Genomic DNA, 26,340 nt, shown 5'->3' with positions numbered 1-26,340 from the left:
GACGCATTGTATCGGAAAGCCGAGTGTCGTGCTCGGTAATGGACCTGGGGCGTCAAGCCGCCCCATTTCGCAATCAGGCCGCCTCCACCTGCACCGGTACTCCATTGAGCGCGGCATTGCCCGACAACGCATCGCGCAGCCGTTCATCGGTCAGGTCATTGGCACTCACCCCCGGCTGTGCGTGGGCAATCTGCAAGCGAACACCCTGGCGACCATGCCCGTAGCCATGCGGCAGGCTGACCACCCCGGGCATCACCTCTTCACTGGCCAGAACCTGCACCTCCAGGCTACCGGTACGCGAGCGAACCCTTACCCATTGCCCGTCCTCGAGCTGGCGCTGCTGCAAGTCCTGCGGATGCATCAGCAATTGGTGCCGTGGCTTGCCTTTGACCAGGCGATGGAAGTTGTGCATCCAGGAATTGTTGCTGCGCACATGCCGACGGCCAATCAGCAACAACTGGTCGTGCGCCATCGGCACCTGCCGCGCCAAGCGCTGGAGATCGTCGAGCAGCACCTGTGGCGCGGCCTGCACAACCTGACCTGGGGTACGCAGCCGAGCAGCAAGATTGGGTTGCAACGGCCCCAGGTCGAGTCCATGAGGGTAGGCGTCCAGCGCCTGCAACGACAACCCCCATGGCGACGCCTCGCCGCGCGGGCCTTTGCGCAGCGCCAGGTCGATCATCTGCGCCGGAGGCAGGGTCGGCTTTAACTCGAGCGCCGCACGCTCGGCGAACGCCCGCGCCAGCCCGACAAAGATCTCCCAATCATGTAGCGCCCCCTCTGGCTTGGCCAGGATCGCTCGGTTGAAACGGGTGACGTTGCGCACTGCCAGCAGGTTGAAAGTGCTGTCGTAGTGATCGTTTTCCAGCGCCGACGTGGAAGGCAGGATCAGGTCGGCGTGGCGCGTGGTTTCATTGATGTACAGGTCGATGCTGAGCATGAACTCAAGGCCCGCCAGCGCCCCGTCGAGCTGGCGGCCGTTGGGCGTGGACAACACCGGATTGCCGGCGACGGTCACCAGCGCCCTCACCTGACCTTCGCCGGGTGTCAGCACTTCCTCGGCCAACGCCGCAACTGGCAGCTCCCCGCCGTACTCCGGCAGGCCAGAGACCCGGCTCTGCCACTGGTTGAAGTGACCGCCCGAGGTACTGGCGACCAGGTCAACCGCAGGCTCGGTGCACAGTGCACCACCTTGGCGATCGAGGTTGCCGGTGACCAGATTGATCAGTTGCACCAGCCAATGGCAGAGCGTGCCGAAGGTCTGGGTGGAGACACCCATGCGCCCGTAGCACACGGCACTGCCGGCCGCAGCGAAATCGCGCGCCAGCTGGCGAATCTGCCCGGCCTCGATACCGCACAGCGGGCTCATGGCTTGCGCCGTGAAGGGCGAGATCGCCTCGCGCACCTGCTCGAGCCCATCGATCGGCAGATGCGAGCCGCGCGCCAGGTTTTCACTGAACAAGGTGTTGAGCAGGCCACACAGCAACGCCGCATCACCGCCAGGACGGATGAACAGGTGCTGATCGGCCATCGCCGCCGTTTCACTGCGTCGGGGGTCGATCACCACCAGCCGCCCGCCGCGGGCACGCAGCGCCTTCAAGCGTTTTTCCACGTCCGGCACGGTCATGATGCTGCCGTTGGACGCCAATGGGTTGCCGCCGAGGATGAGCATGAAATCGGTGTGGTCGATATCGGGGATCGGCAGCAGCAGGCCATGGCCATACATCAGGTGGCTGGTCAGGTGCTGGGGCAACTGGTCGACGGAGGTGGCGGAAAACCGGTTGCGCGTCTTGAGCAGCCCCAGAAAGTAGTTGCTGTGAGTCATCAACCCGTAATTGTGCACGCTGGGATTGCCCTGGTAGACCGCCACGGCGTTGCGCCCATGCGCCTGCTGGATGCTCCACAAGCGTTCGGCAGCCAGCGCAAATGCCTCATCCCAGGCGATTGGCTCCCAGCGCTCCCCCACGCGCCGATGAGGCTGGCGCAAGCGGTCAGGGTCTTCCTGGATGTCCTGCAGCGCCACCGCCTTGGGACAGATGTGTCCTCGGCTGAATGGGTCCTGCGGATCGCCCTTGATCGCGCTGATCGACGCCCGCCCATCGGGCGCATGGCTGACTTCGATATTGAGGCCGCAGATGGCCTCGCACAGGTGACAGGCACGGTGATGCAGGGTCTTGGTCATGGCCGCCTCTGCCTTGTTGTTCTGGAAGCTCCGACTATGCCCCCGGCCGATCACCGATGCCACGCCGCTTAGTCGTGTGAATCGGACGTCATCAGGCACACGATTCGCGACACGGCGTTTGCCAAAGCCCTGCCAAGCCGTGTACAACCCCCTGTAGAAAATAAAAAACAGACCTTCCACAAGGGTTTACGACACCCTTTGAAACAGCCCCGCTGTTTCCCCTCTTGGTTTCAGGCGACATTTAATTATAGTATTGCGCCTTTCCCTATTCCGTCCGCCCCGTGCGGCTTACGCCGCAGGTCACTCCCGTTGTCAAAAAAAACCATACGGTCGACCTGCAAACCGTTGCAGATAAGGTAGTCAATCATGAGCACCAGGCACTTTCTCTCCCTGCTGGATTTCACCGCTGACGAATTGCTCGGCGTGATCCGTCGAGGCATCGAGCTGAAGGACCTGCGCAAGCGAGGCGTGCTCTTCGAACCCCTGAAGAACCGCGTGCTGGGCATGATCTTCGAGAAGTCATCGACCCGCACCCGCGTATCGTTCGAAGCGGGCATGATCCAGCTCGGCGGCCAGGCAATCTTCCTGTCCCCGCGCGACACGCAACTGGGTCGCGGCGAGCCGATCAGCGACAGCGCCATCGTGCTCTCGAGCATGGTCGACGCGGTGATGATCCGCACCCATGCCCACAGCACCCTGACCGAATTCGCCGCGCATTCGAAGGTGCCGTTGATCAATGGCCTGTCCGACGAATCGCACCCCTGCCAACTGCTGGCCGACATGCAGACCTTCGTCGAACACCGTGGCTCGATCCAGGGCAAGACCGTGGCCTGGATCGGCGATGGCTTCAACATGTGCAACTCCTACATCGAGGCGGCCCGCCAGTTCGATTTCCAGCTGCACATTGCCTGCCCGGAGGGCTACGAGCCCGATCCACGCTTCCTCGAGCTCGGTGGCGAACGCGTACGGATCATCCGTGATCCGAAGGAAGCGGTACGCGGCGCGCACCTGGTGACCACGGATGTCTGGACTTCCATGGGTCAGGAAGAGGAAACTGCACGGCGCCTGGCGCATTTCGCGCCGTACCAGGTCACCCGCGAACTGCTCGACCTGGCGGCACCCGACGCCCTGTTCATGCACTGCCTGCCCGCCCACCGCGGTGAGGAAATCAGCCAGGATCTGCTCGACGACCCACGTTCGGTCGCCTGGGACCAGGCCGAGAACCGCCTGCATGCACAGAAGGCCCTTCTTGAATTCCTTGTAGAACCGGCTTACCACCACGCATGAGTCAACCCCTGCTGCTCAACCTGCGCAACCTCGCCTGTGGCTATGGCGAGCAGCGCATCGTCCAGAACCTCAACCTGCACCTGAACGCAGGCGACATTGGTTGCCTGCTGGGCTCTTCGGGTTGCGGCAAAACCACCACCCTGCGCGCCATCGCCGGCTTCGAGCCGGTGCATGACGGCGAGATCCAGCTGGCCGGGGACGTCATCTCCCGCGCAGGCTTCACCCTCGCCCCCGAAAAACGCCGGATCGGCATGGTGTTCCAGGACTACGCGCTGTTCCCACACCTGACCGTGGCACAGAACATTGCCTTCGGCATCGGCAAGCATCCGCGCCAAGGCGAAGTGGTCGAGGAAATGCTCGAGCTGGTCAAGCTCGGCAGTCTGGGCGCACGCTACCCCCATGAACTTTCCGGCGGCCAGCAGCAGCGTGTCGCCCTGGCCCGCGCGCTGGCGCCAGAGCCGCAATTGCTACTGCTCGACGAACCGTTCTCCAACCTCGACGTGGAGCTGCGCCGACGCCTGAGCCACGAGGTGCGCGACATTCTCAAGAGCCGCGGCACCAGCGCAATTCTGGTCACCCACGACCAGGAAGAAGCCTTCGCCGTCAGCGATCATGTCGGCGTGTTCAAGGAAGGTCGCCTGGAACAATGGGATACGCCCTACAACCTCTATCACGAGCCACAGACGCCGTTCGTGGCCAGCTTCATCGGCCAGGGCTACTTCATCCGCGGCCAGATGAGCAGCCCGGAATCGGTGAACACCGAGCTCGGTGAACTGCGCGGCAATCGTGCCTACCTGATGCCGGTGGGCAGTTCGGTGGATGTCCTGCTGCGTCCGGACGACATCGTGCACGCACCAGACAGCACGCTGCGCGCGCGCATCAATGGCAAGAGTTTCCTGGGCGCCTCGACGCTCTATCGCCTGGAATTGCCCACCGGTAGCCAGCTGGAGGCGATTTTCCCCAGTCATGTCGATCACCAGGTCGGCCAGGACGTAGGCATCGCCGTAGCGGCTGACCATCTGGTGCTGTTCGCCGTACCGGGAAGTGTCGCGGCGCAGTTGCAGATACAGGAAAACGGCGTGCGCCGCTACAGCTCGGCGACCTGAAGCCGCTTTCCTGCACGCCCTCAGCCTCTGCCGATCCCGGCAAACGTGCCCTGGGTATGCTCGGCCAGCACCGCGGCTGCCAGCTCCACCTCGAGCCCGCGCCGTCCGGCGCTGACATGAATGCTGGCGAACTGCTGCGCCGACTCATCGATGAAGGTGCGCAGGCGCTTCTTCTGCCCTAAAGGGCTGATGCCACCGACCAGATAACCCGTGGCCCGCTGGGCCGCGGCAGGGTCGGCCATCTCGCACTTCTTTACCCCCGCAGCCTGGGCGAGCGCCTTGAGATCGAGCGTGCCGATCACCGGCACCACTGCCACCAGCAACTCACCTTTCTCGCTGCTGGCCAGCAGCGTCTTGAACACCTGCTGCGGATCGAGCCCGAGCTTCTCGGCGGCTTCCAGGCCATAGGAGGCGGATTTGGGGTCGTGTTCGTAGCTGAGCACGCGATGTTCGGCGCGCGCCTTCTTCAGCAGGTCGAGTGCGGGGGTCATGTACAGCTCCAGTCAATGACAGCTTGCCGGCTACTTTAGGGCAAATCCCGGGGGCCAGCCAGCGGACTTCGGGGCGTGCACCGGACCTGTGCAGGCAGGTTCATGTTCGTGGGTCAGAATGTGGCCGACCGTTCACTTTCGACCTTTGACATCAGCGTTTCTTGTCTATATTTTTTCGTTTATGAAGAAAATGCGCACATAAATAGTGCACACCCGTACACTCGCCGGTCGTTCATGGGGATGGACAACCGGCGTCGACACCCGAGCGCCCAGCGCCTCACAACAACAAGAACCGAAGGTCCTACATGACGACAGCTCTACGACAACCAACGCTTTCCGGCCAGTGCATGGCCGAGTTCCTGGGTACAGCATTGCTCATCTTCTTCGGTACCGGTTGCGTGGCCGCGCTCAAGGTCGCGGGTGCCAGCTTCGGACTCTGGGAAATCAGCATCATCTGGGGTGTCGGCGTCAGCATGGCGATCTACCTCAGCGCTGGCGTTTCCGGTGCGCACCTGAACCCGGCCGTCAGCATCGCGCTGACCCTGTTCGCCGGTTTCGACAGGCGCAAACTGCCTTTCTATATACTCGCCCAGGTCTGCGGCGCGTTTTGTGGTGCGGCATTGGTCTACACCCTGTACAGCACGCTGTTCTTCGATTTCGAACAGGCGCACAGCATGGTCAGGGGCAGCCAGGCCAGTCTCGAGCTGGCGTCGGTGTTTTCCACCTATGCGCATCCGTCGCTGTCCATCGGCCAGGCGTTCTTGGTTGAAGTGGTGATCACTGCCATTCTCATGGCCGTGATCATGGCGCTGACCGATGACAACAACGGCCTGCCGCGTGGCGCCACCGCACCGCTGCTGATCGGCCTGCTGATCGCGGTGATCGGCAGCGCCATGGGGCCGCTCACCGGCTTCGCGATGAACCCGGCACGGGATTTCGGGCCCAAACTCATGACATTCCTGGCGGGTTGGGGCGAAATTGCCTTCACGGGTGGACGGGACATTCCCTACTTCCTGGTTCCGGTGTTCGCACCGATCATCGGCGCGTGTCTGGGGGCTGCGGGCTATCGCGTCCTGATTGCCCGCAACCTGCCGACGGCCGACGCCACGAACCCACAGACAGATGCTGCTACCCAGGGCGATACTCAAACTTCCTGAGACCGGCGCTGCGCGATCTCGCCCGCCCTCCCTGACTCACTCCCTTTTCGTGCAAGGCAACGACCATGACAGACACCCAGGATAAGAACTACATCATCGCCCTGGACCAGGGCACCACCAGTTCGCGGGCGATCATCTTCGACCGCGACGCCAATGTGGTCGGCACCTCCCAGCGCGAGTTCGCCCAACACTATCCGCAAGCTGGCTGGGTCGAACACGACCCGATGGAGATCTTCGCCACGCAGAGCGCGACCATGGTCGAGGCCCTGGCGCAGGCAGGCCTGAGCCACGCCCAGGTGGCAGCGATCGGCATCACCAACCAGCGCGAAACTACCGTGGTGTGGGACAAGGAAACCGGTCGCCCGGTATACAACGCCATCGTCTGGCAGTGCCGCCGCAGCACCGAGATCTGTGCGCAGCTCAAGCGTGACGGCCACGAGCAGTACATCCGCGAAACCACCGGCCTGGTCACCGACCCATACTTCTCCGGCACCAAGCTCAAGTGGATCCTCGACAACGTCGAAGGCGCCCGCGAACGTGCCGAACGGGGCGAACTGCTGTTCGGCACCGTCGACAGCTGGCTGATCTGGAAATTCTCCGGCGGCAAGGTGCACGTCACCGACTACACCAACGCCTCACGCACGCTGATGTTCAACATTCACACCCTGCAATGGGATGACAAGCTGCTGGACATCCTCGGCATCCCGCGGCAGATGCTGCCCCAGGTGCGCCCGTCCTCGGAGGTCTACGGCCACACCAAGAGCGGTATCGCCATCGCCGGTATCGCCGGCGACCAGCAGTCGGCGCTGTTCGGCCAGATGTGCGTGGAGCCGGGCCAGGCCAAGAATACCTATGGCACCGGCTGCTTCCTGCTGATGAACACCGGCGACAAGGCCGTCACCTCGTCCCATGGCCTGCTCACCACCATCGCCTGCGGCCCTCGTGGCGAAGTGGCCTACGCCCTCGAAGGCGCAGTGTTCAACGGTGGCTCCACGGTCCAATGGCTGCGCGACGAGCTGAAGATCGTCAACGACGCGCTCGACACCGAGTATTTCGCCAGCAAGGTGAAGGACAGCAACGGCGTCTACCTGGTGCCTGCCTTCACCGGCCTCGGCGCCCCCTACTGGGATCCGTACGCCCGCGGCGCGCTGTTCGGCCTGACCCGTGGCGTCAAGGTCGACCACATCATCCGTGCCGCCCTGGAGTCGATCGCCTACCAGACCCGCGACGTGCTCGACGCCATGCAGCACGACTGCGGCCAGCGCCTCTCGGAGCTGCGCGTGGACGGTGGCGCGGTGGCCAACAACTTCCTCATGCAGTTCCAGGCCGACATCCTCGGCACCTGCGTGGAGCGTCCGAAAATGCGCGAAACCACCGCCCTCGGCGCCGCCTACCTGGCAGGCCTGGCCTGTGGCTTCTGGAGCAGCCTCGACGAGTTGCGCGACAAGGCGATCATCGAACGCGAGTTCAGCCCGCAACTGGATGACGCGCAGAAAGAAAAGTTGTACGCGGGCTGGAAGAAAGCCATCGAGCGCACCCGCGACTGGGAAGATCACGAAGGCTGACGTCAGCCTCTCACTTGATCCGTTCAGGAACGGCCTTGCACGCCCGATCGCGGCGCAAGGCCGCTTCCACAGAAGTACCAGCACAGGCTAGCGACAACAGTCTACTGGTCGTCATCCCCTTCCTACGGCATCATTGCAGCATTTGTCCGGCAGCCCCAAAGGACCGCCCATGAATCTGCCCCCTCGCCAACAACAAATCCTCGAACTGGTGCGCGAACGCGGCTACGTCAGTATCGAGGAAATGGCGCAGTTGTTCGTCGTCACGCCCCAGACCATCCGTCGCGACATCAACCAGCTCGCCGAGGTCAACCTGCTGCGCCGCTATCACGGTGGTGCCGCATATGACTCGAGCGTGGAGAACACTGCCTACGCCATGCGCGCCGACCAGATGCGCGACGAGAAACAACGCATCGCCGAGGCCGTCGCCCGGCAGATCCCCGATCACGCCTCGCTGTTCATCAATATCGGCACCACCACCGAATCCATCGCCCGGGCCCTGCTCAACCACAGCCACCTGAAGGTCATCACCAACAACTTGCACGTGGCGTCGATCCTCGGTGCCAAGGATGACTTCGAAGTCCTGGTGGCAGGCGGTACGGTTCGCCGTGACGGCGGTGTGGTGGGGCAGGCCAGCGTCGACTTCATCAGCCAGTTCAAGGTCGATTTCGCCCTGGTCGGCATCAGTGGCATCGACGAAGACGGCAGCCTGCTGGACTTCGACTACCAGGAAGTACGGGTATCCCAGGCCATCATCGCCAATGCCCGGCAGGTCATCCTTGCTGCCGACTCCAGCAAGTTCGGGCGCAACGCCATGGTGCGCCTGGGCTCGATCAACCTGATCGACTGCCTGGTGACCGACCAGCATCCCACTCCCACACTCACGCAACTGCTGAACCAGTACAAGATCCGCCTGGAAGTGGTCTGAGCGCGCACCGCTGCACCTCGCCGGTGGTGATCCGCCGGTGAGACAGCGCCATGGAATGTTCACTAATGTTCACTTTATTGCCATCTGATCAGAATTTTCTATGATCAGCGACTGGCGATGGCCATTTTGTTGCGCTACTATTTTCGGAAACGAACATAGATGTTCACATTCGCTGTGAACCGCTCCCAGGAGGCCTTGCCCGTGTCCCAGCCCGTCCAGCCCCAGCCGCCCCTCGCCGACTGCTATGACCTCGCCGTGATCGGCGGTGGCATCAATGGCGTCGGTATCGCCGCCGATGCTGCTGGGCGCGGCCTAAAGGTCTTCCTGTGCGAGAAGGACGACCTGGCCCAGCACACCTCCTCGGCGAGCAGCAAGCTTATCCATGGTGGCCTGCGCTACCTGGAACACTACGAATTCCGCCTGGTACGTGAAGCCCTGGCCGAGCGGGAAGTGCTGCTGGCCAAGGCGCCGCACATCGTCAAACCCATGCGCTTCGTGTTGCCACACCGTCCGCACCTGCGTCCGGCCTGGATGATTCGCGCCGGCCTGTTCCTCTACGATCATCTGGGCAAGCGCAAACGCCTGGGCGCCTCGCGCAGCCTGCGTTTTGGTGCCGGATATCCGCTCAAGCCCACGATCACCCGCGGTTTCGAATATGCCGATTGCGCAGTCGATGACGCTCGCCTGGTGGTACTCAACGCCATGGCTGCCCGCGAAAAAGGTGCCCACCTGCACACCCGTACCCGCTGCTTGCGCGCCGAACGTGTCGATGGCCTGTGGCAGGTTGAGCTGCAGCATGCCGACGGTAGCCTGCAGACCATCCGCGCCCGCGCCCTGGTCAACGCCGCCGGCCCCTGGGTGGCAAGCTTCATCAAGGACGACCTCAAGCTGGATGCGCCCTACGGCATCCGCCTGATCCAGGGCAGCCATCTCATCGTGCCGCGGCTGTACGAAGGCGAACACGCCTACATCCTGCAGAACGAAGACCAGCGCATCGTCTTCTGCATCCCTTATCTGGACCGCTTCACCCTGATCGGCACCACCGACCGTGAATACAGCGGCGACCCGGCCAAGGTGGCGATCACCGACGCGGAAACCGACTACCTGCTCAAGGTGGTCAACGAACATTTCAATCATCAATTGTCACGCGCCGACATCCAGCACACCTACTCCGGCGTACGCCCGCTGTGCAACGACGAGTCGGACAACCCCTCGGCCGTTACCCGCGACTACACCCTGGCGTTGTCCGCCAGCGAGGGGCAGGCGCCCCTGCTTTCGGTGTTCGGCGGCAAGCTGACCACCTACCGCAAGCTGGCAGAGTCGGCCATGGCCGAACTCAAGCCCTTCTTCTCCCAGATGCGCGGCAGCTGGACTGCCAGTGCGCCATTGCCAGGCGGCGAAGGCATGACCAGCGTGCAGGCCCTGGTCGATGCCGTTCTGGCGCGCCACGGCTGGCTGCCGGTGGACATCGCCAAGCGCTGGGTACTGACTTACGGCAGTCGGGTCTGGCGTCTGCTCGAAGGTGTACAAGGGCCGGACGATCTTGGTCAGTCGATCGGTGGCGGCTTGTTCAGCCGCGAGGTGGACTACCTGTGCGCCGCGGAATGGGCCGTCAGCGTGGACGATATTCTTTGGCGTCGCACCAAACTGGGCCTGTTCACCAGTGCTGCCGAGCAACAGGCCCTGGCCGACTACCTGCAGCAGGCCGCCTCGAACCGGGCCCGGGTCCGCGCGGCCTGAGTCCATCGACGGGGTGGCGCCGCGCCAGCCCGTCCCTGTTTCTACACACGAGCAAACGCCTCTTCGGCCAGTTCGCGCAGCAGCTTGCGTTCGGCGATAGCGTACTCGTCCTTGAGGGCCCTGCTGCGCAGATCGAACGTCCACTCGTCGATCGCCCCCTTGCCTACGTAAGCCTCCAGATCGGCCAAGCGCGTATGAAAGCGCTCTATTACCTCGCCGAACCTGTCGTTGTAATGATGTCGCGCATAGGCTTCCCAGAACGGACGCTGCGATAGGGAATCAGCGAGCGACTGGGTGTTCTCGGCCGCCAGGACCTCCCGTCGGGCCCGCAACAAGTCGCTGGTGTTGACGTTGGCGAAACTCTGGTAATGCATCGTCTCGGGTTCGATCGGCAGGTCCAGGGCGTAAGCCAGTTTGAGCCGGTAGAAAAGACGAATCTCCACCTCATCCACCAATGCCCAGGCGTGCAGACGCATGGACTCGACATGCCTGGCCGCGATCCGGTCCAGTTCATCCAGGCGAAAGAGCCCTCGCCCCAGACGCAGCAACGCCGATTCCGTCTGGCTGGCAGGTAGATCGCAGGTGGCGCGTTCGGCCAGGATGCTGATCTCCATCTGCTCCAGCACCAGCAGCAAGCGGTCCTCGCAGGTCCGTGGTCCGGCCGCCTCGAGGAACACCCGGTCACGCAACAGCTCGTGCTGCTCGCACTGCTCCAGGATACGCCAGACCCTCGCGCGAAAACGCTCAGGCGCATCGCTGAAGTCCTCGCTATTGGAGAAATCGGCCAGAAACCGAAACAATCCCTGCGACCCCGTCTCGCCCTGCAGCGTGTGCCATAGTCGATGACGCTGACTACGGATGTCGTCCGCGACCGATCCGGTCCATGCATCGCGCACCGAATCGTCCAGGCTGTGGTGCTTGAACGACGGCAGCCGATGCGCATCGGTGGCAGAGCCGGCAGCAGCCTGGTCCAGCAGTGACTCGCTGGCCTGGTCCAGTGGATTGTCGTGCAGCGCGACCACCTCAAGTTGATCGCGCAAGCTCGCCAGGTCCTGGCGCAACTGGCGAATACTGTTTTCACGCAGATCGACGATGCCGCGCAATGGCAGGTTCTGCGGCATGGCCTCAAGACCGGTCGAGCGCAACCGGACATCGCGCAGGCGCGAGCGTGCGGGCAACACGGGCGGGCGTCCGAGCGGGTTGCGATCGAGGTCGAGCAGTTGCAGCGTGGATAACCTGGCCAGCAGGTCGTCTGCGGCCTGATCCAGGACAATACGATTGGAAGCCAACCGCAACTGTTGCAACTGCCCCAGGCGCGCAACACCCGAAGGAATGGTCGCCAGCCGGTTCCCGGACAAGTCGAGCTCCACGAGGTTCGAGAAACGTGAAAGAAAATCGTCCTCGACCCGCTGCAAACCCATGTTTCTCAGGCGCAAGCGCCGAACATGCCCGAAGTCGATGCCCACCGGCAGCACGGGCAAGCTGTCGAGCACCTCGCCATCAAGCTCAAGCACATAGTCATCCGCCGAATCGGTGAGCTTGCGTCGCCAGCTGCGCCGGATCGCCGCGGCGACTCTGCGGCGCCTGAGCGCATCCAGCGGGCCGGTCCGTTGGCCACGCCACTGCTCCAGCCCCTGGCGTAATCGACCCAACTGCTGCTGCAATCGACTGTAATGCTCCCATAGGCCTTCTCCTGCACGGGTCAAGTTTTCCAGGTACGCGGTGAGCTGAGTCTCGTTGAGCAACGGAAAGACCTGCTGGATACCTCTGCGGATCGCCTCACGGCTGCTTTCACCCCGCCCACTGAGGGCATACCCCAGACGCCCGTCGGCAAAACGCCGCGGCGGGCGCAACCCGGCAGCGGTGGGCGTCAGGCCAATCAGTTCAGCCACCTTGGCGCGATCGGCGAACGCCAGGGTCATCAGATGCTCACGCAGCGTGGCCAGGCTGTCGCCCTCGGGCATCAGCGCCTGGCGTTGGGTGTCGTCCAGGCTAGGCAACACGACTTCCAGCAGGTCAGGTGACGTCAGCGACGAGCCTTGGCGCTGATAGCCTTGTGCGCTGCGCAACACGTACTCGACAGTCGCTGCATCCGTCGCCCCCCGGCTCGCCAGCAGCGCACCATCGGCCGTTGTCTGGCGCAACTCGATACGCACCGACGAGGGCCAGGCAGCCGCCTGGTCGATCAACCCCAGCACCAGACGCTCACTGTCGGCGTTGCTCGCCCAGGGCCAGCGCACGCCCGCGCACGCACGATCGATACGGTGTTCGCGCAGGCTCCAGCGCGCCCTTTCCGCCAGGGCCAGCGGCAAGCGCTGACGGCTGACCATCTCGTCAAGCTCCGCACTGCTGGCGTTGGCAAGCACCTCACGCACGCAGCGAATCGGCAGCCCTGCGAAGGCGGCGAGCACCAGTTTGTCTTCTGCAGTTGCCAGCGGCTGCCGCGCAATCAACTGCGCATCGAGGTCGGCGGCATTCAATGCGGGCGACTGCTCATGGATCTGATAGCGTTCCAGCACCTCGTGAAGGCGGGCAGGCACCTGCGCGTTTTCCAGATGAAGCCGACGCAACTGCGCCTGCTCGAAGCCGGTCACCTGCAGCAGTTGCTCGGCAAGCAGATCGGTCACCTCGCTGAAGGCAATGCCAAAGCGCCGCAATATCAGCCCGGCCCCCTGCCAGCACTGGGGCTGCTCGTAGGCATGGCGCCAGCCGCCTCTGCCGTTTTCATGCACCTGCGGCCGATGAGCGTGCTCACGCACCGGGTGCCGAGCCCGCGCGATGCGATCCTTCGGGTCATCGATCACCTGCAAGGTCATATCGGGCAGCGCCAGCATCCGCCCTTGCGTAGCGTCCGCCGGCACTTCGCTGCCGGCGTGATAGCCCGGCAAGCGCCCATCGATCAGCCGCAACGCCCCCGCCTCGTTACGCAGCGGCACCAGGGCATCGACGAAGGCCACCCGCTGCAGCGCCTCCCTCGCTGCCGAAGCCCCAATGCCAACGGCTACGCCGACCGCGATGTTTTCAGCCACACCGAAGAGGTGATCCAGCGCACCTTGCCGATCACCGACGCTCCAATCCAGGTAGCCCTCGTACACTTCATCGGCAATCTGCAGGGCCCCCACCACCAGCATGGCCTGCCCGAGCAGCGGGACGAACAGCCCGGCCAGGTTCAGTACATCGAGCCCCAGGCCGAGGTAGGCATCCAGACGCTCGCGCCGATCCTCCTCATCTTCATCGCCGGTGGGCACCGCCAGTACCCGCGCGTCGTCGAAGAGCTTGGCGATGTGCAATTCACGCAAGTAGGCGAACAGCTTTCCGTCGATGGCCTGATGGCGTCCATCCAGCGCCAACGTTTCACCTGTGCCCAGCGCCCGGTTCAACTCGAGGAGGCGGGAGAAGAAACGAGGTCGATCACGCTCACTGACAAAACGGGAAAAGAACGTGCGATAGGATTTGTCAGTCAACTTCTCGGCCAACGCCTGGTACAGCGCGGCCCATGAAGGGTATCGCGCCACTGGCTGCCGCGCATCGCCTGGTAGCCAGGCGATCACCCCGCGCACCGCGGCGTCTGGACTGGCGCGCACCTCCAGCGTGACCACACCACGGATGCACTTGCCCAGCAGGTACAACTGGCGTGGAATCACCGACGACGAGACCGGCGGAACGATCGGCCTGGGCGCGATCAACGGCAACAGTTCCAGATAGCTCTGCTCGTCCAGCTCGCCCTTGAGCACGGCCACGCGCACCGCGACCTCCAGGTGCGCGGCCAGACTCTCTTCGAACAGACCATGCACCTTGGCGGGCGAATCCGACGGGCGCAGTTGCTGCGCCAACACGGCTTGGTACGCCTTGCCCAGGTCAAGCGTGCGACACAGCCCGGCAAACGCTTCGAAGCCCATTCCCAAGTGCTTGCCGGTGGCATCGATCAGTTGCCCCGTGCGCCCGGGTGCCGGCTTGGTTTCGGTGACGTGGTAGTTGTGCAGTGCCGCAGCCAGCAGCGTCTGCCGGGAAACATGGGTGAAGGTCGGCGCAGGCAGGGCCGCCGAGATGCTGGGCGTGACGATGCGCTGGCGAATTTTCACGGTGCTGTACCTGACATCCGGCCGTGCAATCGCGCGCCTGCGCAGCGCAGCGTCGATCAAGGGCTCGGCGAAGGCATCCAGAGACGGGATGGCATCGAGTATGGGCTTCAGGGCTTCGTTGGCCTTGGCCTGGCGGGTCATCGCCGCCTGCAGGGCCCTGAGGCGGTCGAGGGAGGCACCGGTCAACCAGGCAGGCAGGCGAGAGGCAATCAGGCTATCGATGGACTCGGGGTGGGGGGCGTAGGTCATGGCGCACACTCCTGGAAAGGAGCGCCAGTTGACCGCTTTCACGGTGGGCGACGTCGGTAGCCCTGTACCACCTGATCCCGGTATGGCACCCCGCGCCCATCCATTCGGATTTCCGAACGACACCAGCCCAGCCATTCGGAAACCCGCACGCCTTCCCTTGGAAATAATTCGTCAGAAAAGATTAATTTCCAGAAAATTCGCGGCGTTATGATGAATATGGGGGCTTGGCACGAGTCATGCTCTACACTTGGTAGCCGAACGCACACCGCTTCTTGTTGTGTTCGTTGAACGAAGAGTCCGCCAACGGCTCCATAAAAAAAACAAACGTCGAGGAAAATTTGATGCGTATCGTTCGTCAATTGCTGGGCGCTGCAATCGCCGCCGCCGTTATCGCTTCGCCGGTCATGGCCGAAGAACTGACCGGCACCCTGAAGAAGATCAAGGACTCCGGCACCATCACCCTGGGCCACCGTGACTCCTCCATTCCATTCTCCTACCTGGCTGGCAGCACTGAGCCCGTGGGCTACTCCCACGACGTCCAGCTGGCTGTGGTCGAGGCCCTGAAAAAGCAACTGGGCACCGACATCAAGGTCAAGTACAACCTCGTCACCTCCCAGACCCGCATCCCGCTGGTGCAGAACGGCACCGTCGACCTTGAGTGCGGCTCCACCACCAACAACGTCGAGCGCCAGCAGCAAGTCGGCTTCTCGGTCGGCATCTTCGAAGTCGGCACCCGCCTGCTGACCAAGGTCAAGGACGGTCAGCCCTCCTACAAAGACTTCCCGGACCTGGCTGGCAAGAACGTCGTGACCACCGCCGGCACCACCTCCGAGCGCCTGCTCAAGGCCATGAACGCCGACAAGCAGATGAAGATGAACGTGATTTCCGCCAAGGACCACGGTGAAGCCTTCAACATGCTCGAAAGCGGCCGCGCCGTAGCCTTCATGATGGACGACGCCCTGCTGGCCGGCGAAATGGCCAAGGCCAAGAAACCGACCGACTGGGTCATCACCGGCACCCCGCAATCCTACGAAATCTACGGCTGCATGGTCCGTAAGGACGATGCGCAGTTCAAGAAAGCGGTCGATGACGCCATCATCGCCTACTACAAGTCGGGCGCAGTGCAGAAGAGCTACGACAAGTGGTTCCAGCAGCCAATCCCACCGAAAGGCCTGAACCTGCAGTTCCCGATGAGCGATGAGCTGAAGAAACTGATCGCAGAGCCTACCGACAAGGCTGCGGACGACAAACAGTCCTGATCCCCTGCTGAAATGGCCCGTGTGCTCCGACGAGCACGAATCGAACCGACGGGCCACGCATAAGTGTCTAACCTTTACTTCCGAGGGCGCCCGCGCCCTTGGAAGTTCAAAGGTGCCCGTGAAACAACCGTCTGAGGGGAAATCCCGATGAATTACAACTGGGACTGGGGCGTGTTCTTCAAGTCCACCGGCGTGGGCAGCGAAGTCTATCTGGACTGGTACATCACCGGCCTGGGCTGGACCATCGCCATCGCCATCTCTGCCTGGATCATCGCCTTGCTGCTGGGATCGCTGCTTGGCGTCATGCGCACCGTGCCGAACCGCCTGGTTTCGGGCATCGCCACTGCCTACGTGGAACTGTTCCGCAACGTACCGCTGCTGGTGCAGCTGTTCATCTGGTACTTCCTGGTACCGGACCTGCTTCCGGAGGGCCTGCAGGAGTGGTTCAAGCAGGACCTCAACCCGACCACCTCGGCATTGATCAGCGTGATCATCTGCCTTGGCCTGTTTACCGCCGCGCGTGTCTGTGAACAAGTGCGCACCGGTATCCAGGCCCTGCCCCGCGGACAGGAGTCTGCCGGGCGCGCGATGGGCTTCAGCCTTCCGCAGATCTACATGAACGTGCTGCTGCCGCAGGCCTACCGGATCATCATTCCGCCGCTCACCTCCGAATTCCTGAACGTGTTCAAGAACTCCTCGGTGGCGTCGCTGATCGGCCTGATGGAGCTGCTGGCCCAGACCAAGCAGACCGCCGAATTCTCCGCCAACCTGTTCGAGGCCTTCACCCTGGCCACGCTGATCTACTTCACCCTGAACATGGGCCTGATGCTGCTGATGCGCATGGTCGAGAAGAAAGTCGCCGTGCCTGGCCTGATTTCCGTGGGAGGTAAATAATGGACATGGATTTCAGCGAAATCATCCCTGCCCTGCCCGCCTTGTGGGACGGCATGGTCATGACCTTGCAACTGATGGTCATGGGTGTGGTCGGTGGTATCGCGCTGGGGACCGTCCTGGCGCTGATGCGGTTGTCGTCGAGCAAGCTGCTGGCCAATATCGCCGGCGCCTACGTCAACTACTTCCGCTCCATCCCGCTGCTGCTGGTGATCACCTGGTTCTACCTGGCCGTGCCCTTCGTGCTGCGCTGGATTACCGGCGAAGACACCCCGATCGGCGCGTTCACCTCCTGCGTCGTGGCCTTCATGATGTTCGAGGCAGCCTACTTCTGCGAAATCGTGCGTGCCGGCGTGCAGTCGATCTCCAAGGGCCAGATGGGCGCCGCGCAGGCACTGGGCATGACCTACGGCCAGTGCATGCGCCTGATCATCCTGCCCCAGGCGTTCCGCAAGATGACCCCGCTGCTGCTGCAGCAGAGCATCATCCTGTTCCAGGACACCTCGCTGGTCTACACCGTGGGCCTGGTGGACTTCCTCAACTCGGCACGCGCCAACGGCGACATCATCGGACGCTCCCACGAGTTCCTGATCTTCGCCGGCGTCGTGTACTTCATTATCAGTTTCTCCGCTTCCTGGTTGGTCAAGCGTCTGCAAAAAAGGATCGCCGTATGATTTCCATCAAGAATGTCAACAAGTGGTACGGGGACTTCCAGGTGCTGACCGACTGCACCACCGAGGTCAAGAAAGGTGAAGTGGTGGTGGTCTGCGGCCCGTCCGGCTCGGGCAAATCCACCCTGATCAAGTGCGTCAACGCGCTGGAGCCGTTCCAGAAGGGCGACATCGTGGTCGACGGCACCTCGATCGCCGATCCGAAGACCAACCTGCCCAAACTGCGTTCGCGGGTGGGCATGGTGTTCCAGCACTTCGAGCTGTTCCCCCACCTGTCGATCACCGAGAACCTGACCATCGCCCAGCGCAAGGTGCTCGGCCGCAGCGAGGCGGAGGCCACCAAGAAAGGCCTGGCCCTGCTCGACCGGGTCGGACTCGGCGCCCATGCCAAGAAGCACCCCGGCCAGCTCTCCGGCGGCCAGCAGCAGCGCGTGGCGATCGCCCGCGCCCTGTCGATGGACCCGATCGTCATGCTGTTCGACGAACCAACCTCGGCACTGGACCCGGAAATGGTCAACGAAGTACTGGACGTAATGGTGGAGCTCGCCCACGAAGGCATGACCATGATGTGCGTGACCCACGAAATGGGCTTCGCCCGCAAGGTCGCCAACCGGGTGATCTTCATGGACAAGGGCAACATCATCGAGGACTGCCAGAAGGAAGATTTCTTCGGCAACCCCGAAGGCCGCCACGAACGCACCCAGCACTTCCTCAGCAAGATCCTGCAGCACTGATGATCCCGGTGTCCGCTGCCTGCCAGGGCAGCGGACGCTGGTCGTGACAAGGCCACTGTGATGAAATGCGATCCTTCGCTACTTCGCCCTGCCAAGCCTGCCGTGAAATCCCGCCTGATCCGCCAACTGTTCCTCCCACCACTGATCGTCCTGCTGATGGTCGGGCTGGGTCTGGTCGGCTACATGATCAGCGAAAACAACGGCATCCGCGCCCTGAGCGAGAACGGCGAGCGCCAGCTCGAGCTGCACGCGCGCACGGTCGAAAGCGAAATCAGCAAGTACACCTACCTGCCAAGCCTGCTGGAGCTCGAAGACAGCGTCTCGCAACTGCTCGCCGACCCTGACGGCGGCTCGCGGCAGGTCGTCAACGAATACCTCGAAGGCCTGAACCGCCGCAGCCGCAGCCGGGCCATCTACGTCCTGGACACCAGCGGCCGAGTGCAAGCTACCAGCAACTGGCGCGACGCCGACTCCTTCCTGGGTGAAGACCTGGCCTTCCGCGCCTACTTCCAGGACGCCGTGCGCGGTCAGCCTGGGCGTTTCTATGGCATCGGCAGTACCACCGGAGAAGCCGGCTACTATCTGGCCCATGGCTTGGAGGAGCACGGCAAGATCATCGGCGTCGCGGTGATCAAGGTGCGCCTGGACACCCTGGAAGAGCGCTGGCAGCGCGCCCGTCTCGAAGCTTTCGTCAGCGACGAGAACGGCATCATCATCCTTTCCAGCGACCCCGCCCGGCGGTTGAAGTCGGTGCGCCCGCTTACCCCGCAGATCAAGGAAGAGCTGGCGCGCAGCCTGCAGTACTACTGGTGGCCACTCAACGAACTGCAACCGCTGGCTCGCGAGACGCTGGGCGATGGTGTAGAAAAGCTGACCTTCCCGACCAGCAGCGAAACTGTCCAGGGCAAAGTGCGAGAAGTCGCCTACCTGGCTCAGACGCGGCGTCTGGCAGACACCCCCTGGGACTTCACCCTGCTTACCCCGCTGCAGGATCTGCATCGCGAGTCGATGGTGCAGGGCATTCTGGTCGGCGTTGCCTTCGCCCTGCTGGCAATCCTCGGCATCGCCTGGAACGAACGGCGCAAGGTGATCGCCACCCGCCTGGCCGCCCGCGAAGCCCTGGAAGAAGCCAATAGCCTGCTGGAGCGGCGGATCGCCGAACGTACTGCCGACCTGCGTGCCAGCAACGAACGGCTCAAGGGGCAGATCCGCGAACGACGTCACGCCGAGCAGACCCTGCGCCATGCCCAGGACGAGTTGGTCCAGGCCGGCAAGCTGGCGGCCATTGGCCAGATGTCGACCAGCATCGCCCATGAACTGAACCAGCCGCTGGCGGCGCTGCGTACCCTGTCGGGCAATACCGTGCGCTTCCTCGAGCGCGGCGCCTTCGAGACCGCCAGCACCAACCTGCGCACCATGAATGACCTGATCGATCGCATGGGGCGTATCACCGCCAGCCTGCGCTCCTTCGCCCGGCGCGGCGAGGACAGCGGTCGCGCCTCGCTGGGCGTGGCGGTGGAAGCGTCCCTGCAGGTGCTCGGCAATCGCATCGGCGCATGCAACCTGCAATTGCATCGCCAGTTCGAAGATCAACCGCTGGCCATCGACCAGACGCGCCTGGAGCAGATCCTGGTCAACCTGCTCGGCAACGCCCTCGACGCCATGACCGCCCAACCCCAACCGCAGTTGTGGCTGGAAGGCGAACTGATGGGCGACAGATACCGCCTGAGGGTTCGCGACAACGGCCACGGCATTGACGTCGAGGCACGCAAGCACCTGTTCGAACCGTTCTTCACCACCAAACCGGGCGAGCATGGCCTGGGTCTGGGCCTGACCTTGTCGGCCAGCCTCGCCACAGCCGCCAAGGGCACCTTGAGCGTCGAGCACCCCGCTGGCGGCGGCACGGCCTTCATCCTCACCCTGCCCCTGGTCACCTCCCCCACCGACTCGGCCGATGTCCCATGAACGAAGGGTCCCCATGAACCAAGCACCCTTGACGGTCCTGATCGTCGAAGACGACCCCCACGTGCTGCTCGGCTGCCAGCAGGCGCTGGCGCTCGAGGATATCGCCTGCGAAGGCGTCGGCAGCGCCGAGCAGGCCCTGGAGCGGATCGGCGACGATTTCGCCGGGATCGTCGTCAGCGACATTCGCCTGCCGGGCATCGACGGCCTGGAGCTGCTCAATCGCCTCAAGGCCCGCGACCGCAGCCTGCCGGTGGTGCTGATCACCGGCCACGGCGACATCGACATGGCTGTCGGTGCCATGCGCAACGGCGCCTACGACTTCATGGAAAAGCCGTTCTCGCCAGAACGACTGGTCGATGTCGTGCGCCGGGCGCTGGAGCAGCGCGGCCTGTCGCGTGAAGTGGTCGCCCTGCGCCGGCAACTGGCCGGTCACAGCTCGCTGGAAGGGCGCATTATCGGCCGTTCGCCCGCCATGCAGAACCTGCGCGAACTGATCGCCAACGTCGCCGACACCTCGGCCAACGTACTGATCGAAGGCGAGACCGGCACGGGCAAGGAACTGGTCGCCCGCTGCCTGCACGATTTCAGCCGTCGCCAGGCAGCCCCCTTCGTGGCCCTGAACTGCGGCGGCCTGCCGGAAAACCTGTTCGAGAGCGAAATCTTCGGCCACGAAGCCAACGCGTTCACCGGCGCCGGCAAACGGCGGATCGGCAAGATCGAGCATGCCAACGGCGGGACACTGTTCCTCGATGAAGTCGAGAGCATGCCGATCAACCTGCAGATCAAGCTGCTGCGCGTCTTGCAGGAGCGCACCCTCGAACGCCTGGGCTCGAACCAGAGCATCCCGGTGGACTGCCGGGTGATCGCTGCCACCAAGTCGGACCTGGACGCCATGGGCCAGGCCGGGCAGTTCCGCAGCGACCTGTACTATCGCCTCAACGTGGTCACCCTCGAGTTGCCGCCATTGCGCGAGCGCCGCGAGGACGTGCTGCAGTTGTTCGAGCACTTCCTGCAGCAATCGGCGCTGCGCTTCGACCGCGAAGTCCCCGAGCTGGACAGCCAGACCTTGTCGCGGCTGATGGCCCATGACTGGCCCGGCAATGTGCGCGAGCTGCGCAATGTCGCCGAGCGCTATGCGCTGGGCTTGCCGGCGTTCAAGAAGGCCGGTGGCGGTGCCAGCCAGGGGCTGGGCTTTGCCGAGGCGGTGGAAGCGTTCGAGCGCAACCTGCTGAGCGATGCCTTGCAGCGCACTGGCGGCAACCTCAGCCAGGCCAGCCAGGAGCTGGGCATGGCCAAGACCACCTTGTTCGACAAGGTGAAGAAGTACGGGTTGGGCTGAGGGGGAGCCGCGCCCCCGACTCAAAGCCCTGCCAGGTGCGTCACATCCTGGCGATGCGACTTCAGGTAAGGCAGCACCGCTGCCAGCAACGGCGCCTTGAACGGTTCCTGGAAGCGATGCGCCAACCCCGGAATCAAGCGCAACTGGCTGCCCTGGATATGCGCCGCCAGATGCACCCCATGCATCACCGGAAGCAGCGGGTCGGCCGTGCCGTGCACCACCAGCGTCGGCACACGCAACTGGTTGAGCAGCGCCACTCGGCTCGGCTCCGCCAGGATCGCCATGATCTGGCGCTTGACGCCCTCCGGGTTGAACGCCCGGTCATAGGCCAACGCCGCCTGCTGCAACAGCACCGCGCGATCATCGTGCACCGCCGGGCTACCCAACGTCGCCAGCAGGTCAGCCTGCTGCTCCAGCGCCACCTCACGGCTCGGTGCGCTGCGCCGGGCAAGCAACTGCACCAATGCAGGATTCGGCGCCGGCAAGCCTTCGGCCCCGGAACTGGACATGATCAGCGTCAGGCTGCGCACACGCTGCGGCGCCATGGCGGCCAGGCGCTGGGCGATCATCCCACCCATGCTGACCCCCAGCACATGGAACTGCTCGATCCCGAGCACATCCATCAGGTGCAGGCCGTCACCGGCCATGTCAGTCAGGCTGTAGGGTGCCGCCACTGGCAGGCCGAGCTTGTAGCGCAGCAACTCGACGGTGAGGTTGGCCGAAGCCGGCGCCTGGTTCCAGCGCGACAGGCCGACATCGCGGTTGTCATAACGGATGACCCGAAAACCCTGGCGACACAACGCCTCGACCACATCATCCGGCCAGTGGATCAATTGCCCGCCCAGCCCCATGACCAGCAGCAGTGCCGGATCCCCCGGCGCACCAATGCTCTGGTAGACCAGGCTCAACTCACCCAGCTCGGCACGCTGCACCGGTACATGGGCATCGCAACGCCCGGCTGCGAAGCCTGTCGGCACCCCGCATAACAAAAGAAAGAAGATCAGAAAAACCCGCATGGAAGGAAACACCAGAATGCAAATCCCCAGTAGAGCGCGAGTCTGATGAAATCCATTCGGTGGCGCTGCCACAGTTGCGTGACAGTTTGATTAATGTCGCCGAACGGTCATCTGCAGGGTTCTGTCGACAGACACTCCAACATGAGAGAAACTCAACCCAATCGATCTATTACCAAGTGTTTCTCCCGGAGTTGCGAGTGCTGGAAATCCGTCACCTGAAAACCCTTCATGCCCTGCGCGAAGCCGACAGCCTGGTGGAGGCCGCCGAGCGCCTGCACCTGACCCAGTCGGCGCTGTCGCACCAGTTCAAGGAGCTGGAAGAGCGCCTGGGAATGCAACTGTTCGTGCGCAAGACCAAGCCGATCCGCTTCACCAGCGCCGGCCTGCGCCTGCTGCAACTGGCCGACGCCACGCTGCCGCTGCTGCGTGGCGCCGAACGCGACATCGCCCGCCTCGCCGGCGGCACCGCGGGCCGCCTGCACATGGCCATCGAATGCCACAGCTGCTTTCAGTGGCTGATGCCGACCATCGACCAGTTCCGCGATGCCTGGCCCGAAGTCGAGCTGGACCTGGCCTCGGGCTTTGCCTTCGCCCCCTTGCCGGCCCTGGCCCGGGGCGATCTCGACCTGGTGGTGACTTCCGACCCGCTGGACCTGGCGGGTATCACCTACGTGCCGCTGTTCACCTATGAAGCCATGCTGGCGGTGGCCAACCAGCACCCGCTGGCGAGCAAGCCCTACATCGTTCCGGACGACCTGGCCGAGCAGACCCTCATCACCTACCCGGTGGAGCGTGATCGCCTGGACATCTTCACCCGCTTCCTCGAGCCGGCCGATATCGAACCGGCCGCGGTACGCACCTCGGAGCTGACAGTGATGATGATGCAGCTGGTCGCCAGCGGTCGCGGGGTGTGCGGCATGCCGCACTGGGCATTGCACGAGTACAGCTCGCGTGGCTACGTGAAGGGCAAGCGTCTGGGCGAAAAAGGCCTGTTCGCCACGCTCTATGCCGCGGTGCGCACCGACATGCTCGATGCACCGTACATGCGTGATTTCCTGCTGACCGCCAAGGATACCTCGTTCGCCACCCTCGACGGTGTCAGCGCGGTGCGCTGAGGCCTTCACGCCACAGCGGCAGGATCAGGTCGCGGGTCAAGGGTGCCAGGGCCAGCGCTGGCGCCCGATCAGCGGCCAGCCAATGCACTTCTTCGATTTCCGCAGCTGGGGACACCGCTTCGGCACACTCGACACGAAACAGCTCGGCCTGCACCTCGAACCCCGGCTCGTTGGCCGCCGGAGCGCTGAAGCGCCCCAGGTGCACCGCCTGCTCAGGATCGACACGCACGCCCAGCTCTTCATGCAGCTCCCGCACCAGCGCCTGAACCGGCGTTTCACCCGCATCGATCTTGCCACCCGGTTGCATGAAGGCTTGGGTGCCGCGCTTGCGTACCAGCAGGGTACGGCCCGCCGGGTCGATGAGCAGGGCGGCGGCGATGTGGATAGTCTTGGTCATGGGGGCATTCCTGGACAGAGGCTGGCGAGGATACCTGATGAGGCCTTTTTGCGGGTAACCCGCCGCGCGAACTGAGCGTTACTTCGCCTTCCCGGCAAACCCTGCAAAACGCTTGTTGAACCCGGCCACTCGCCCTTCGACGGTCGTTTTGCGCTGCTGCCCGGTGTACACCGGGTGCGATGCGCTGGAGACATCCAGCGCCACGTAGGGATAGGTCTGGCCGTCACTGTGGACCTGGGTGCGATCCGTTTCCACGGTCGACCCGATCAGGAAGAACACATCCGCCGCCGTGTCATGGAACAGCACCGGACGATACTCGGGATGGATACCTGCTTTCATGAAAATCACCTCGCTCATAAAGTTGATACTTTATAACATACTATATTGAGAATGATTTTCGATACCCGAAATTTCATTTTTCCTCGCCTTTCGTCCGCTGGCCATTTGTGACCCGACCGGGCTATGGTCGGGGTTTGCCCAGGCCCCTGAGCCTGATTGACCGAAGCATTCGCAAGGATTTTCGCATGAGTCTGTCACTCCTCAGCCGTTACGCCGTGTTCGCCGCCTGCGTGCTGTTCACCTTGGCCAGCCTACCCTTCCTGCACCACGAATGGCTGTGGCCCTTCACCCTGACCACCGCCGTGCTCAGCCTGATCGGCCTGTTCGACCTGCTGCAGAAACGCCATGCGGTACGCCGCAACTACCCGATCCTGGGCAACATCCGCTACCTGGTCGAAGGCATCCGCCCGGAGATCCGCCAGTACCTGCTCGAATCCGACAGCGATGCCCTGCCCTTCTCCCGCGCCCAGCGCTCGCTGGTGTACGCCCGCGCCAAGAACGAAGCCTCCGACAAACCTTTCGGCACCCTGATCGATGTCTATGAGTCGGGCTTCGAGTTCATCGGCCACTCCATGCGTCCCGCCCCCCTGGCCGACCCGGCAGGCTTTCGCATCACCGTCGGCGGCCCGCAGTGCAGCCAGCCTTACTCGGCGTCGATCTTCAACATCTCGGCCATGAGCTTCGGTTCGCTCAGCGCCAACGCCATCCGCGCCCTCAACGAAGGTGCCCGGCTCGGCAACTTCGCCCATGACACCGGCGAAGGCAGCATCAGCCCCTACCACCGCGAGCACGGTGGCGACCTGGTCTGGGAGCTGGGCAGCGGTTACTTCGGCTGCCGCACCGCGGACGGACGCTTCGACCCCGCGCGCTTCGCCGAGCAGGCCGCCAACCCGCAAGTGCGGATGATCGAGATCAAGATGAGCCAGGGCGCCAAGCCCGGCCACGGCGGCATCCTGCCCAAGCACAAGGTGACCCAGGAAATCGCCGACACCCGCGGCATCGTCATGGGCGAGGACTGCATCTCGCCGTCTCGCCACAGCGCCTTCTCCACGCCCATCGAGATGATGCAGTTCATCGCCCAACTGCGTGAGCTGTCGGGCGGCAAACCGGTGGGCTTCAAGTTCTGCCTGGGCCACCCATGGGAATTCATGGGCATCGCCAAGGCCATGCTGGAAACCGGCATCCTGCCCGACTTCATCGTCGTCGACGGCAAAGAAGGCGGTACCGGCGCGGCCCCCGTGGAGTTCACCGACCACATTGGCGTACCAATGCGCGAAGGCTTGCTGTTCGTGCACAACACCCTGGTCGGCCTGAACCTGCGCGACAAGATCAAGCTCGGCGCCAGTGGCAAGATCGTCAGTGCCTTCGACATCGCCAGCGTGCTGGCCATCGGCGCCGACTGGGCCAACTCTGCACGCGGCTTCATGTTCGCCATCGGTTGCATCCAGTCACAAAGCTGCCACACCAACAAGTGCCCGACCGGCGTTGCCACCCAGGACGCCCTGCGCCAGCGCGCACTGGTGGTGCCCGACAAGGCCCAGCGGGTGCTCAACTTCCACCACAACACCCTGCGCGCCCTGGCCGAAATGCTGGCCGCTGCAGGCCTCGAGCACCCCGCGCAACTGGAGGCCAAGCACCTGGTGCGGCGTATTTCCGCCACCGAGATCAAGCTGTTCTCGCAGATGCACGTGTTTCTCAAGCCCGGCGAGCTGCTGACCGGCGAGGTGGACGGGCAGTTCTACTCGCGGATGTGGCAACTGGCCCGCGCCGACAGTTTCGAGCCGCACAGCGAAGCCGCAGCCTGATCCGAATACACCGATCATCGCCCTC

20 protein-coding genes are annotated in these 26,340 nt (G+C 63.5%); 14 read left to right on the top strand and 6 right to left on the bottom strand.

Features of this window, described 5'->3' with window-relative positions:
- Positions 1-73 precede the first annotated feature (73 nt).
- On the bottom strand, positions 74-2,182 hold the full coding sequence (locus tag ACPZMI_RS12445) for a molybdopterin oxidoreductase family protein (RefSeq protein WP_186668524.1): 2,109 nt from the start codon (positions 2,180-2,182) through the stop codon (positions 74-76).
- A gap of 366 nt (positions 2,183-2,548) precedes the next feature.
- On the opposite strand from ACPZMI_RS12445, the gene argF reads away from it, so the two are divergent.
- Both argF and ACPZMI_RS12435 read left to right on the top strand, forming a co-directional pair.
- Positions 2,549-3,469, top strand: a complete 921-nt coding sequence (gene argF, locus ACPZMI_RS12440) for an ornithine carbamoyltransferase (RefSeq protein WP_186668526.1) — start codon at positions 2,549-2,551, stop codon at positions 3,467-3,469.
- Positions 3,466-4,575, top strand: a complete 1,110-nt coding sequence (locus ACPZMI_RS12435; RefSeq protein ID WP_426352327.1) for an ABC transporter ATP-binding protein — start codon at positions 3,466-3,468, stop codon at positions 4,573-4,575. The genes argF and ACPZMI_RS12435 overlap by 4 nt, the downstream gene beginning before the upstream one ends.
- 20 nt (positions 4,576-4,595) lie before the next feature.
- Here ACPZMI_RS12435 and ybaK read toward each other — a convergent pair whose 3' ends face one another.
- Positions 4,596-5,066: a Cys-tRNA(Pro) deacylase gene (ybaK, locus tag ACPZMI_RS12430; RefSeq protein ID WP_186668530.1), complete on the bottom strand. Its 471-nt coding sequence runs from the start codon at positions 5,064-5,066 to the stop codon at positions 4,596-4,598.
- Positions 5,067-5,371: 305 nt separating this feature from the next.
- Between ybaK and ACPZMI_RS12425 the strand changes: the two genes are divergently transcribed.
- The 4 genes from ACPZMI_RS12425 (at position 5,372) to glpD (ending at position 10,453) form a co-directional block, all read left to right on the top strand.
- Positions 5,372-6,223 carry an MIP/aquaporin family protein gene (locus tag ACPZMI_RS12425; protein WP_426352326.1) on the top strand — a complete coding sequence of 284 codons (852 nt, stop codon included), beginning with the start codon at positions 5,372-5,374 and terminating at the stop codon, positions 6,221-6,223.
- Between the two features lie 65 nt (positions 6,224-6,288).
- Positions 6,289-7,788, top strand: coding sequence for a glycerol kinase GlpK (glpK, locus tag ACPZMI_RS12420; RefSeq protein WP_065863094.1), 1,500 nt, complete (start codon positions 6,289-6,291; stop codon positions 7,786-7,788).
- Positions 7,789-7,957: 169 nt separating this feature from the next.
- A complete protein-coding gene (gene glpR / locus ACPZMI_RS12415; RefSeq protein ID WP_065863095.1) occupies positions 7,958-8,713 on the top strand; it encodes a DNA-binding transcriptional repressor GlpR in 756 nt (251 codons plus the stop codon).
- 201 nt (positions 8,714-8,914) lie between these two features.
- Positions 8,915-10,453 carry a glycerol-3-phosphate dehydrogenase gene (gene glpD / locus ACPZMI_RS12410; protein WP_426352325.1) on the top strand — a complete coding sequence of 513 codons (1,539 nt, stop codon included), beginning with the start codon at positions 8,915-8,917 and terminating at the stop codon, positions 10,451-10,453.
- 41 nt (positions 10,454-10,494) lie between these two features.
- Here glpD and ACPZMI_RS12405 read toward each other — a convergent pair whose 3' ends face one another.
- Positions 10,495-14,784 carry an NEL-type E3 ubiquitin ligase domain-containing protein gene (locus ACPZMI_RS12405; protein ID WP_426352324.1) on the bottom strand — a complete coding sequence of 1,430 codons (4,290 nt, stop codon included), beginning with the start codon at positions 14,782-14,784 and terminating at the stop codon, positions 10,495-10,497.
- Between the two features lie 341 nt (positions 14,785-15,125).
- On the opposite strand from ACPZMI_RS12405, the gene ACPZMI_RS12400 reads away from it, so the two are divergent.
- From ACPZMI_RS12400 to aauR, 6 genes are all read left to right on the top strand, one after another.
- Positions 15,126-16,043: a glutamate/aspartate ABC transporter substrate-binding protein gene (locus tag ACPZMI_RS12400; RefSeq protein WP_186668542.1), complete on the top strand. Its 918-nt coding sequence runs from the start codon at positions 15,126-15,128 to the stop codon at positions 16,041-16,043.
- 147 nt (positions 16,044-16,190) lie between these two features.
- Entirely contained in the window at positions 16,191-16,937 is a 747-nt protein-coding gene (locus ACPZMI_RS12395; protein WP_186710623.1) for an amino acid ABC transporter permease, read from the top strand.
- Entirely contained in the window at positions 16,937-17,608 is a 672-nt protein-coding gene (locus ACPZMI_RS12390) for an amino acid ABC transporter permease (RefSeq protein WP_186668546.1), read from the top strand. The genes ACPZMI_RS12395 and ACPZMI_RS12390 overlap by 1 nt, the downstream gene beginning before the upstream one ends.
- Positions 17,605-18,339: an amino acid ABC transporter ATP-binding protein gene (locus ACPZMI_RS12385; RefSeq protein ID WP_186668548.1), complete on the top strand. Its 735-nt coding sequence runs from the start codon at positions 17,605-17,607 to the stop codon at positions 18,337-18,339. Before ACPZMI_RS12390 ends, ACPZMI_RS12385 begins: the two co-directional genes overlap by 4 nt.
- A gap of 60 nt (positions 18,340-18,399) precedes the next feature.
- On the top strand, positions 18,400-20,304 hold the full coding sequence (gene aauS / locus ACPZMI_RS12380; RefSeq protein ID WP_186710621.1) for a two-component sensor histidine kinase AauS: 1,905 nt from the start codon (positions 18,400-18,402) through the stop codon (positions 20,302-20,304).
- A gap of 13 nt (positions 20,305-20,317) precedes the next feature.
- Positions 20,318-21,643: a two-component response regulator AauR gene (aauR, locus tag ACPZMI_RS12375; RefSeq protein ID WP_186668552.1), complete on the top strand. Its 1,326-nt coding sequence runs from the start codon at positions 20,318-20,320 to the stop codon at positions 21,641-21,643.
- Between the two features lie 20 nt (positions 21,644-21,663).
- Here aauR and ACPZMI_RS12370 read toward each other — a convergent pair whose 3' ends face one another.
- Positions 21,664-22,659, bottom strand: coding sequence for an alpha/beta fold hydrolase (locus tag ACPZMI_RS12370; protein ID WP_426352323.1), 996 nt, complete (start codon positions 22,657-22,659; stop codon positions 21,664-21,666).
- Positions 22,660-22,856: 197 nt separating this feature from the next.
- On the opposite strand from ACPZMI_RS12370, the gene metR reads away from it, so the two are divergent.
- Positions 22,857-23,774, top strand: a complete 918-nt coding sequence (metR, locus tag ACPZMI_RS12365; RefSeq protein WP_186668556.1) for a transcriptional regulator MetR — start codon at positions 22,857-22,859, stop codon at positions 23,772-23,774.
- Here the strand turns inward: metR and ACPZMI_RS12360 are convergent.
- Positions 23,758-24,171 (bottom strand): NUDIX hydrolase, encoded by a 414-nt coding sequence (locus tag ACPZMI_RS12360; protein WP_426352322.1) that lies wholly within the window; start codon positions 24,169-24,171, stop codon positions 23,758-23,760. The two genes, metR and ACPZMI_RS12360, sit on opposite strands and share 17 nt — an antisense overlap.
- 78 nt (positions 24,172-24,249) lie before the next feature.
- Positions 24,250-24,510, bottom strand: coding sequence for a type B 50S ribosomal protein L31 (locus ACPZMI_RS12355; protein WP_186668560.1), 261 nt, complete (start codon positions 24,508-24,510; stop codon positions 24,250-24,252).
- Between the two features lie 185 nt (positions 24,511-24,695).
- On the opposite strand from ACPZMI_RS12355, the gene ACPZMI_RS12350 reads away from it, so the two are divergent.
- Positions 24,696-26,315 (top strand): FMN-binding glutamate synthase family protein, encoded by a 1,620-nt coding sequence (locus ACPZMI_RS12350; RefSeq protein WP_426352321.1) that lies wholly within the window; start codon positions 24,696-24,698, stop codon positions 26,313-26,315.
- Positions 26,316-26,340: the final 25 nt, after the last annotated feature.

The sequence above is a fragment of the Pseudomonas wayambapalatensis genome, from assembly GCF_049942315.1.
In the GTDB taxonomy this organism is placed as follows: Bacteria; Pseudomonadota; Gammaproteobacteria; order Pseudomonadales; family Pseudomonadaceae; genus Aquipseudomonas; species Aquipseudomonas wayambapalatensis.
This window is presented reverse-complemented; position numbering and strand designations above follow the sequence as displayed.

Coding starts and splice junctions, on each gene's coding strand:
- ACPZMI_RS12445 (WP_186668524.1), bottom strand. CDS start 2,182: ATGACCAAGACCCTGCATCACCGTGCCTGTCACCTGTGCGAGGCCATC.
- argF (WP_186668526.1), top strand. CDS start 2,549: ATGAGCACCAGGCACTTTCTCTCCCTGCTGGATTTCACCGCTGACGAA.
- ACPZMI_RS12435 (WP_426352327.1), top strand. CDS start 3,466: ATGAGTCAACCCCTGCTGCTCAACCTGCGCAACCTCGCCTGTGGCTAT.
- ybaK (WP_186668530.1), bottom strand. CDS start 5,066: ATGACCCCCGCACTCGACCTGCTGAAGAAGGCGCGCGCCGAACATCGC.
- ACPZMI_RS12425 (WP_426352326.1), top strand. CDS start 5,372: ATGACGACAGCTCTACGACAACCAACGCTTTCCGGCCAGTGCATGGCC.
- glpK (WP_065863094.1), top strand. CDS start 6,289: ATGACAGACACCCAGGATAAGAACTACATCATCGCCCTGGACCAGGGC.
- glpR (WP_065863095.1), top strand. CDS start 7,958: ATGAATCTGCCCCCTCGCCAACAACAAATCCTCGAACTGGTGCGCGAA.
- ACPZMI_RS12405 (WP_426352324.1), bottom strand. CDS start 14,784: ATGACCTACGCCCCCCACCCCGAGTCCATCGATAGCCTGATTGCCTCT.
- ACPZMI_RS12400 (WP_186668542.1), top strand. CDS start 15,126: ATGCGTATCGTTCGTCAATTGCTGGGCGCTGCAATCGCCGCCGCCGTT.
- ACPZMI_RS12395 (WP_186710623.1), top strand. CDS start 16,191: ATGAATTACAACTGGGACTGGGGCGTGTTCTTCAAGTCCACCGGCGTG.
- ACPZMI_RS12390 (WP_186668546.1), top strand. CDS start 16,937: ATGGACATGGATTTCAGCGAAATCATCCCTGCCCTGCCCGCCTTGTGG.
- ACPZMI_RS12385 (WP_186668548.1), top strand. CDS start 17,605: ATGATTTCCATCAAGAATGTCAACAAGTGGTACGGGGACTTCCAGGTG.
- aauS (WP_186710621.1), top strand. CDS start 18,400: ATGAAATGCGATCCTTCGCTACTTCGCCCTGCCAAGCCTGCCGTGAAA.
- aauR (WP_186668552.1), top strand. CDS start 20,318: ATGAACCAAGCACCCTTGACGGTCCTGATCGTCGAAGACGACCCCCAC.
- ACPZMI_RS12370 (WP_426352323.1), bottom strand. CDS start 22,659: ATGCGGGTTTTTCTGATCTTCTTTCTTTTGTTATGCGGGGTGCCGACA.
- ACPZMI_RS12360 (WP_426352322.1), bottom strand. CDS start 24,171: ATGACCAAGACTATCCACATCGCCGCCGCCCTGCTCATCGACCCGGCG.
- ACPZMI_RS12355 (WP_186668560.1), bottom strand. CDS start 24,510: ATGAAAGCAGGTATCCATCCCGAGTATCGTCCGGTGCTGTTCCATGAC.
- ACPZMI_RS12350 (WP_426352321.1), top strand. CDS start 24,696: ATGAGTCTGTCACTCCTCAGCCGTTACGCCGTGTTCGCCGCCTGCGTG.